The 9,553-nt window shown below is 64.0% G+C and carries 7 protein-coding genes and 1 other annotated feature; of the genes, 6 read left to right on the top strand and 1 reads right to left on the bottom strand.

Features of this window, described 5'->3' with window-relative positions:
* The first annotated feature begins 593 nt into the window (after nt 1-593).
* From ftsH to hydA, 3 genes are all read left to right on the top strand, one after another.
* Complete coding sequence (gene ftsH, locus Q1K49_RS07655; protein ID WP_300524691.1) at nt 594-2,474, top strand: ATP-dependent zinc metalloprotease FtsH; 1,881 nt, start codon at nt 594-596, stop codon at nt 2,472-2,474.
* Nucleotides 2,471-2,884 carry a secondary thiamine-phosphate synthase enzyme YjbQ gene (locus Q1K49_RS07650; protein ID WP_300524688.1) on the top strand — a complete coding sequence of 138 codons (414 nt, stop codon included), beginning with the start codon at nt 2,471-2,473 and terminating at the stop codon, nt 2,882-2,884. Before ftsH ends, Q1K49_RS07650 begins: the two co-directional genes overlap by 4 nt.
* Before the next feature lie 593 nt (nt 2,885-3,477).
* Nucleotides 3,478-4,833 (top strand): dihydropyrimidinase, encoded by a 1,356-nt coding sequence (gene hydA / locus Q1K49_RS07645; RefSeq protein WP_300524685.1) that lies wholly within the window; start codon nt 3,478-3,480, stop codon nt 4,831-4,833.
* Between the two features lie 55 nt (nt 4,834-4,888).
* Here the strand turns inward: hydA and Q1K49_RS07640 are convergent, their stop codons facing one another.
* Nucleotides 4,889-6,049: an AbrB family transcriptional regulator gene (locus tag Q1K49_RS07640; protein WP_300524683.1), complete on the bottom strand. Its 1,161-nt coding sequence runs from the start codon at nt 6,047-6,049 to the stop codon at nt 4,889-4,891.
* 131 nt (nt 6,050-6,180) lie between these two features.
* Between Q1K49_RS07640 and Q1K49_RS07635 the strand changes: the two genes are divergently transcribed.
* The 3 genes from Q1K49_RS07635 to Q1K49_RS07625 are packed head-to-tail and all read left to right on the top strand — an operon-like array spanning nt 6,181 to nt 8,619.
* A complete protein-coding gene (locus Q1K49_RS07635) occupies nt 6,181-6,975 on the top strand; it encodes an NAD-dependent deacylase (protein WP_300524681.1) in 795 nt (264 codons plus the stop codon).
* Between the two features lie 2 nt (nt 6,976-6,977).
* Entirely contained in the window at nt 6,978-7,532 is a 555-nt protein-coding gene (locus Q1K49_RS07630) for a transcription repressor NadR (RefSeq protein ID WP_300524679.1), read from the top strand.
* Nucleotides 7,533-7,590: 58 nt separating this feature from the next.
* Nucleotides 7,591-8,619, top strand: coding sequence for a PTS transporter subunit IIC (locus Q1K49_RS07625; RefSeq protein WP_300524677.1), 1,029 nt, complete (start codon nt 7,591-7,593; stop codon nt 8,617-8,619).
* A gap of 554 nt (nt 8,620-9,173) precedes the next feature.
* Nucleotides 9,174-9,407, top strand: a binding site (T-box leader).
* Nucleotides 9,408-9,553 lie beyond the last annotated feature (146 nt).

Here is a 9,553-nt window from a genome sequence, read left to right as displayed (position 1 = left end):
AGACCAGGGCGACCTGTATTCCACCTATACCGCGCAGCTCCTCTATTTCTGCCCGGAGACGCTTGAGCTGGAGGCGTTCTTCCGGAAACCCTCCGTTGCCGCTCCGTTGCCGGACAAGCCGACCTTCCAGGCCGTGCCCGTCAACTTCTGACCTTTTCCCGAGAGGGACGTGGGGCATTCGGGCTGATCCGGCGCAGTCGCTCCGGAGGTTCGGGAAAAATCCGCCGGCATCCTCCGGATCGCGTGCAAGATGGTGTGCACAGAGGTCCTTCTGAGGCGGAGGGTGTCGATGTGAACGAACGAAGCGGGATCAGCCTCCAAAAGATGTCCACCGGGGCGTTTTTCGGAGCGACGCGGCAGTTTCTTCGGGAGTGTGCGACTTCAGGGGAAGGACTTCCGGAACGTGAGCCGGGAGGTGGCGGGACGATGCGTGCGGCTTTTGCAACGGAAGGCCGGAACGTATCTCGGACGGTTCACCCGGATGGGCTCTGGTGCGGTTGAAGTACCCCTCCATGCAGCGTCAAGAGGTGCAGCGGGGGAAAGCGGGGAAAAGAGGAAGAAAAAACGGTCCGGCAAAGAGGGGAGGCGGGAACGTGGATCCGAAACGGAAGCAGAAACAGATGAAATTCTCCATGGGGTATATGCTGATAGCCCTGCTGGTCGTCTGGCTTTTCAACGACCTGATCTTCCGCCCTCTCTTCATCAGCGAGACCGAAGTGACCTACAGCGATTTCCTGAGAGATCTCGAAGCGGGCAAGGTGGAGCACGTCTCCATCGGAGGTGACAGAATTCTCTTCAATCTCAGAAACGAGAGCACCGGCAAGACGGGACTCCGGAACGCGGTACGCGTGGACGACCCGCAGATCGTAGAGCGGCTCCTTAAGGCGAAAGTGCCCTTCGAAGCCCAAAGTCAGGCAAAGGGACTCGTGGAGGCCCTTCTCGGCTGGGTGCTGCCCTTTCTGCCGCTTCTCGTGATCTGGTACTTCTTCTACAAGCGAATGTCCGACGGCGGTGCGGGGGTCATGTCCATCGGCAAGAGCAAGGCCCAGGAGATTCACGGAGAGCTGACGGGCATCAAGTTCTCCAACGTGGGCGGTGTGGGTGAGGCGGAGGTGGAGCTGCGGGAGATCATCGACTATCTCAAGGAACCCTCCCGGTTCAACCGCCTGGGGGCCAAGCTGCCCAAGGGCGTCCTGCTCGTGGGGCCCCCCGGAACGGGAAAGACGCTCCTCGCCAAGGCCACGGCGGGAGAGGCGGGAGTTCCCTTCTTCTTCCTCACCGGATCAAGCTTCGTGGAGATGTTCGTCGGCGTCGGGGCCGCACGGGTGCGGGATCTCTTCGAGCAGGCCAAGCGCAAGGCTCCCTGCATCATCTTCATCGACGAGATCGACGCCATCGGCCAGGCCCGTTCCTCCGTCGCCGCCGTGGGCGGCAACAGCGAGCGGGAGAACACGCTGAACCAGCTCCTCGCGGAGATGGACGGTTTCGCTCCCAACACGGGGGTGGTCATCATGGCCGCTACGAATCGCCCGGAAATCCTGGACCAGGCACTGCTCAGGCCGGGGCGGTTCGACCGGCAGGTGCAGGTGGTGCTTCCTTCCGAGTCGGGACGCCTTGAGATTCTCCGCATCCACACCCGGGAAATGCCTCTGGACCGGGACGTCAGCCTGGAACGGCTCGCCAAGGTCACTCCGGGCTTCTCCGGAGCCGACCTGGCGAACATCGCCAACGAGGCGTCCCTTCTCGCGGTGCGCCGCAAGGGAGAGAGCGTCACCATGGCCGATTTCGACCTCGCCATCGAGCGCGTCGTGGCAGGGCTCCAGCGCAAGACCCCCCTCTCGGGGGAGGTGCGGCGCAAGGTGGCCTACCACGAGGCGGGGCACGCCCTCGCCGCCTATTACCTTCCCCCCACCGCTCCGGTGCACAAGGTGAGCATCATCCCCACCGCGAAGGGCGCACTGGGATACACCATGCAGATGCCCGAGGAGGACCAGTACCTCATCGGCGAGGAGGAACTTCGCTCCCGCATGGCAGTCATGCTCGGGGGGCGTGCGGCGGAGCTTCTGGTCTTCGGCGAGGCCACCACGGGCGCCGCGAATGACCTGGAGCGGGTCACCGAGGTGGCGCGGCGGATGGTCACGGAGTTCGGCATGTCCTCCCGGCTGGGGCCGGTGCGCTATGCCGCGCCGGCGGGCATGTACCTTCAGGGCATGGCGGGGGGACGAAACGACCTGAGCCCCGAGACCATCGCCTGCATCGACGAAGAGATCCGGCAGCTCGTCAAGGAATCCCAGGAGAGGACCCTCGACATTCTCCGGGAACACGAGACGGCGCTCCACGAGGTGTCCCGAATCCTCCAGGAAGAGGAGATCATCAGCGGCGAGCGGATCCGGCGGATCGCCGAGGAGTGCGATCGGAACGGGGTGTCCGCTCCCGGAGACGAGGACGGAAACGACGCGGGAGGAACGGCATGAGGGCACATACGGAATATCTCTGGTTTTCGACGAAAGAACGTCGGGAGATTCTTCGCATCACCAGGGATGTGGAGAGCGTGGTGGAGCGGAGCGGCATCAGGGAGGGAATGGTCCTGGTCTCGGCCATGCACATCACGGCGGCGATCCTCGTGAACGACGACGAGCCAGGACTCCACGAGGACATCTGGGAGTGGCTCGAAACGCTCGCCCCGGCCCGTCGGGACTACCGCCACCACAGAACCGGCGAGGACAACGGGGACGCCCATCTGAAGCGCATTCTCGTGCATCACCAGGCGCTCGTCCCCATCACCGAGGGACGGCTCGACCTCGGTCCCTGGGAGAGCCTCTTCTATCTCGAGTGCGACGGGCAAAGGAAGAAGCGGGTGATCGTGAAAGTTATGGGCATCTAGGCAATCGCGGGGAATCTCTGAAGCAAGCTGGGCAGAATCGGCCTTAACGCGATGCGATCGCGTGCAAGAAAGAGGAAAATCCTTTTCATCGGAGCTTGCCTGGGAATCTCTGAAAAAATATCACGTCGATCTCGGAAAAACGCGGGTGCGACCTGCGATCGAGAGAGGGCGATTCCTACTTGCTCAGGGCTTCTCTGGGGAAGCTCTGAATAAAGAGCTTTCGCTTTCTCGTGGCTCGGATCGCATCAGGCCTTGCGATGCACTCTGCGGGGCTGACGTAGCCTTCTTCAAGAGGCTCCCTAGGTTTTTCTCTTGCGTTCGTGTTTTTCCGTTCTCTCGGTCTTCTTCGCTGAGGTCTGTCGCCTGCGCGAGGTCGCCACAGGCAAACATCCTGTCACGGACGGAGGGTGCTGTGTTTCCCTTTGCCCGTGGCTGTGTAGGTGTAGGTGTGACCGAAAGAAACGTTCCCCCTCCGGGAGAGGAGACATGTTCTGCGGTGTCTCGGGAGATTCCGGCGTCGTACGCCCCTGCCTCCGGAGAGCGGGGGGCGGATGGAAGCGTCGGAAAGACGACGATCCTCGGGAGGAGTCCTCATGTTCGATCTGGTCGTCAAGGGCGGCACGGTGGTCACGTCCCGGCACTGCTTCCGGGCCGATGTGGCGATGTGCGGCGAATCCATCGCCGCCGTCGGAGAGGGGTTGGAGGGACGGCGGGTTCTTGATGCGGAGGACCGACTCGTCCTTCCCGGCTGCATCGACGCCCACGTTCACCTCGATCTTCCCGTAGGGGAGTTCCGGTCGAGCGACGACTTCGCCTCGGGAACACGGGCGGCGCTCTGCGGCGGTGTGACCACCCTGGTGGATTTCACCGTGGGAAGTGCCGGGACATCCCTTCCCGAGGACATCCGAACTCGTCTGGAGGCGGCCCGCGCCTCCGTGGCGGATTACGCGCTGCACGGAGAGATCGTCGGATGGCGACGCTCCAGGGCCGGAGAAATCCGGGAGGCCCTGGCGATGGGTGTCCGGAGCTTCAAGTTCTTCACCGCCTACGGCGCCTCGGGGCGGCGCACCGACAGAGGGCGTCTGCTCGACGCCTTCGGCGTGCTCTCCGGCGTGAACGCCCTCGCTCTGGTCCACGCGGAGGACGAGGAGATCGTGACCGCTCTCCAGGGGGAGCTTTCGCCGGAGGAGGAGGAATGCATGGCCTCCCTCGCCCGGACCCGTCCCGCCTCGTGCGAAGCCGCGGCGATCCACGACGTGGCCTGGATCGCCGCCCGGACGGGAGCACGAGTGCACATCGTCCACGTGAGTTCCCGGGACGGCGTGGAGGAGGTGCGGCAGGCCCGGCGGCGCGGCGTGTCCCTCACCGCCGAGACCTGCCCCCAGTACCTGCTCCTCACGGAGAAGGCCTACGCGGAGGCGGAGGGACACCTCTACTCCGCCGCGCCCGCCCTGAGGACGGCGACGGACGGAGAGACGCTCTGGAAGGCCCTGGCTTCGGGGGACCTGGACATGGTCGCCACCGACCACTGCCCCTTCACCCGGGAACAGAAGCGCTGGAAAGGGTCGTTCCGGAACCTCCCCTACGGCCTTCCCGGCGTGGAGACCCTCCTTCCCCTGCTGTACTCCGAGGGCGTCGCCAAAGGACGTCTTTCTCTTCCGGCGCTGGTCCGGCTTCTCGCGGAGGCGCCCGCACGCATCAACGGCCTTTATCCGCGCAAGGGATCTCTTCTCCCCGGAGCCGACGCGGACCTGGTCGTCCTGGATCCTCACGAGACATGGACTCTCTCCGCGAAGGCGCTGCACATGCGGACCGATTTCTCCCCCTACGAGGGGCTTGCCGTGACGGGAAGGGTCTGCGCCACTCTCTCCCGGGGAGAACTCGTCTTCGCCGACGGGACATTTCTGGGGCATGCCGGAAGGGGACGCTTTCTGGCGGAGCGGTCCTGAGCGGAAACGCCCCGGATGCGGACGTTTCCGCGACGGGTTCGGGAGGGTCGGCTGCTCAGGAGAGCAGCAGCCACTTGAAGAGCGGGGGCATGACGATCAGGATCGTGAAGAGGCGGATCAGGTGGAGAATGCTCACCGCCACGGGATCCGCGCCGATGTCCTCGGCGATGATGCCCATCTGCGAGAGTCCTCCCGCACAGGTGGAGACGAAGCAGGTCATGGTGTTCCAGCGGGTGAGCCTGTGCAGGAGGAAGGCCAGCACGAACCCCCAGAGGAGCATGAACACCGTGGTGAAAAGGATGGGCAGGAGCAGGTTTCCCAGGGAGCGGAGCATCTGCATGTCGAAGCGGCTCCCGATGATCGCTCCGAGGCCGATCTGGGCGACCGTGCGGAGCACCGAAGGCAGTCCCGCAAGGCGGATGCCGAAGAATCCCAGAATTCCCGTGGAGAGAAAGGCTCCGAGAAACGCTCCGGCGGGTACGTGGAGGAAGGAGAGAAGCGCTCCCCCCGCCGCGGCGGCCGACACGGAGAGAAGACGGCCTCCCGGAGCGCGAGATGGCGCCGTTCCACCGTTTCTCATGGATCCCCCTTTCACTTTCTCTCCTGCCGGGGTCTTTTCCGGGGAACACGGGCGGGCATTTGCTCCGCCGCCGAAGCGGCGCCGCACGTAGGGCGTCAGAAGGGGAACGCAGAAGAGCACCGAGGCGAGGCGCAGGGATTGGAGCAGCGCCACCATGGCGGGATTGCCTCCCAGGGAGAGGGAGAGGAGGCTCATCTCCGCCACACCTCCCGGAACGGAAGAGAGCAGTGCCGTGGCGAGGTCGAGGGAGCTGAACCGGTAGAGCAGCGCTCCCGTGAGCAGTGCGGCGACAAGCCACCAGATGCTCACGAGCATGGCGGGCTTCCCCATGACGCGGAGCACCTGACGTGTTTCCGGAGTGACCCGAAGGCCGATGAAAAGCCCCAGGAGGATCTGGAGGAAAACGTTGAAGAGCGGTGGAGCGGCAACATGTCCCGCGCCGAGCATGGTGAGCGCTCCCGCGGAGAACATGGCTCCCACGATGGGAGCGGCGGGCATCCGCAGCCGTTCGAGCAGAAACCAGCCGGGAATTCCGAAGGCGAAGAGTGTGGCGATTTCGATGAACCAGGTCATGTGTCGGCCTCCAGAGCCGCGTCGAGTGTCTCGAACTGCGCGAGCGGAAATGAATGTGAACATGTTGTGGATATCCTTGACATGATACGCTGAGGCAGAGGGTTTTTCGAGGGGCAATTCCCTCCGTGTGGTTCCGGCCAATTTCCTCTTGTCGGATCCGTTTCGGAAGCGCCCCGAAAGAAGGGAGGTCCCGTATGGCGAATGCGCGGCAGGAACGAGAACAGAAACAGGGCGATGCGGAACGGACCTTCGCGGCGGTGCTGGCGGAGCGAATTCTTCGGGGTGAGCGCGTCACGGTCTTCACCGGCGCGGGCATGAGCACCGAGTCGGGTCTGCCGGATTTCCGGTCGCCCCAGGGATTGTGGAAGGACCGGGATCCGAGGGAGCTCGCAACGCTGTGGGCACTGGAGCGAAATCCCGAGGCGTTTCGGGAGTTCTACCGGTGGCGCATCGAAACGCTCCTCGTGGTGCAGCCCAACCAGGGGCACCATATCCTGGCGGAGTGGGAGCGGCGGGGCATCGTGCGGTGCATCATCACCCAGAACGTGGACGGCCTGCACGGCATGGCCGGTTCTCGGAACGTCATCCCTCTGCACGGCGACCTGCGCAGTCTCCGTTGTGTCCGGTGCAGGAAGGAATACGGGGCGGAACTCTTTCTGGAGCGACACGATTGCCCCGACTGCGACGGAGCGCTCCGGCCCAACGTGGTCCTCTTCGGCGAGAACCTGCCGGAACGGGCCATGGAAGAAGCGGAGGAAGCGGCCGCCTCGGGTGGGCTTTTTCTGGTCCTCGGCTCGTCCCTCACGGTCTCCCCGGCCAACTGGTACCCCCGCCTCGCCAGGACTTCCGGAGCTTTCCTCGCCATCGTGAACGCCGAACCGACACCGCTCGACGATCTGGCCCACGCGGTCTCCCGAAGAGCCATCACGGAGGAACTCCGGGACGTGGATGCGCTGCTGCACGACGCAGGATCGGAAGGAGGGCGTTGACCATGCCTCTCAGGGGAGAGGACCGCCGCAAGGAGATCCTGGCGCTCCTGTCCCGGGATGCGTCCAACCACAAGGGAAGCGATCTGGCCTTCCGTTTCGGCGTGAGCCGTCAGGTCATCGTCCAGGACATGGCGATCCTCCGCGCCGCGGGCGTTCCCGTCCTCTCGACGCCCCAGGGGTACGCGCTTCTTGCCGACGCGGCGCCACAAGGAGAGGTGCGCCTTCTCGTGACCCGCCACAGGACGAACGACGCCATGGAGGAAGAACTCTGCCTCATCGTGGACAACGGAGGCAGGGTCCTCGACGTGGTGGTGGAGCACCCCCTCTACGGCGAGATGACGGGAGCTCTCATGCTCGCCTCTCGGGCGGACGTGGCGGAGTTCATGGAGAAGGTTCGCGGGGAGGGCGTCACGCCCCTCTCCGCGCTCACGGACGGGCTCCATCTGCACCATGTGGAGGTCCGGGACGGAAAGACCTTCGAACGGATCCGCGCCGCCCTGCGTAAGGCTGGATACTTGATCGAAAGCGACGAGGCTGGTATAGTGGCGGAACGCTAAGTGACAAGACACTTGTAAAGTCATTGAGCGAACCCTGTCCACGAGAGGATGCGTTGCCATGAATCGACCCAAAGAGGGAACAGTCGCGTTTCGGGAGTACCTGGTGAACGTATTGAACGGAATGGCCCTGGGACTGTTCTCGTCCCTCATCATCGGGCTGATTCTCAAGCAGCTCGGCACGCTCCTCGGGGTGGAGCAGCTTCTGCGTTTCGGCACGGTGGCCCAATACCTCATGGGACCGGCCATCGGCGCCGGGGTCGCCTTCAGCGTCAAGGCACCGCCTCTCGGACTCTTCGCGGCCATCGTGGCGGGAGCGATCGGCGCCGGAACCGTGGCGCCGGGGGCATCCGGAATCGTCTTCCAGATCGGAGAGCCCGTGGGAGCCCTCGTGGCGTCCCTTTCCGGCGCGGAGTTCGCCCGCCGCATCGCCGGACGGACCGGGGTGGACATCGTTCTCGTGCCCGCCTGCACCATCCTTGTGGGGGGACTGGTGGGCATCACCGCCGGTCCTGTCGTGGCAAAGGGCATGGCGCTTCTCGGCGACGCGGTCAATCTGGCCACCCGGCTCCATCCTCTTCCCATGGGCATTCTCGTGGCGGTCCTCATGGGCATGATCCTCACGCTTCCCATCAGCAGCGCCGCCCTCTCCATCTCCCTGGGCCTTTCCGGGCTCGCCGCGGGCGCTGCCACCGTGGGGTGCGCCTGCCAGATGATCGGCTTCGCCGTGCAGAGCTACCGGGAGAACGGCCTGGGAGGGCTGCTTTCCCAGGGACTCGGCACCTCCATGCTGCAGATGCCCAACATCGTGCGCAACCCCTGGATCTGGGTGCCGCCCACACTGGCCGGGGCGTGCCTCGGCCCCGTGGCGACGGTGCTCTTCCGCATGGAGAACAGCCGTATCGGAGCGGGCATGGGCACCAGCGGCCTCGTGGGACAGCTCGCAACGCTGGACGTCATGGGTGCCTGGGCGTGGCCGGGCATTCTCCTGCTCCATTTTCTGCTTCCCGCCGTGCTCACCCTGGTCTTCGCCGCCATTCTCCGGCGGTGGGGACTTGTCCGTGACGGGGACATGAAACTCTCCCGGTAATGCTCGGGGGCGTCGGGGGGAGCCGATCAGGCGGAGAGATCGCGTCTCAGACACTCACAATGTCCAGGAGTATCGGGGCGAGCCGTCCTCGTGCCGTTGCTATTTTGACACCCCGTTCCGCCGCTTTGGACCTTGGCGTGCTTCCCCCGTTCTCGTGAAAATGTCATTCGAGCAAGGACAACGAAGCGGAGCATATTTCCCCCTTCCCTGGACGCGCAACACGCTTCGCCTCCGGGACGGCCATGCTCCTTCTGCCGGGAGCGTGCGGGATTCCCTCCGAAACAAGGGCGCAACGCGCTTCGTCTCCGGGACGGCCATGTCTCCCGAGAGAAAAAGGCGCGAGAAAAAATCCATGGCTGCACCGAAACCGCCCTTTTCCGGAAAGTCCGTGACACGTTGCGTATCCGTCGACGCGAGGAGAGAGCAGGGTTGACAAGTGCCGCTTCCGTGATACAATCTTCCACAACTTGGTTTCGAGGAGGATTGCTGTGAACGCTCTGCATGGCTTCCGGCGAGCTAGACGCATAAGACCTGTGACCGCCTTCATTTCCCAGAATCGGGTGATGACGGGGAGAGTAGGTCGTCGTCTCGTCGCCAGAGAGGAAGCGCCTTAGGCTGAGAGCGTTTCCTGGCGAACACGGCTGAAGAGAACCTCCGAGCCCGCTCCGAAGAAAGGGTGTAAGCCCAAGTAGGAGCACGGAAGCCTCCGTTATAGGGCATCGAGAGGGAAGAATCGGCAATGCTTCTTCCAAGTAGGGTGGTACCGCGGGTTAATGCCCGTCCCTTGTTCTAAGGGACGGGCATTTTTCTTTGTCCTCGACGGAATTCGAGTCGAAAAAACGGAATTCGGGACGATGTGCCCGACAGTTGAGAAGGAGGAGACGGCAATGACGTGCAGCAAAAAGGCAATGCCCAAGTGTGAGGAGTACAAGGG

The sequence above is a fragment of the Aminiphilus sp. genome (assembly GCF_029975095.1).
GTDB lineage: Bacteria > Synergistota > Synergistia > Synergistales > Aminiphilaceae > Aminiphilus.
The sequence above is the reverse complement of the archived record's forward strand: the minus strand, read 5'-3'. Positions and strand labels throughout refer to the sequence as shown.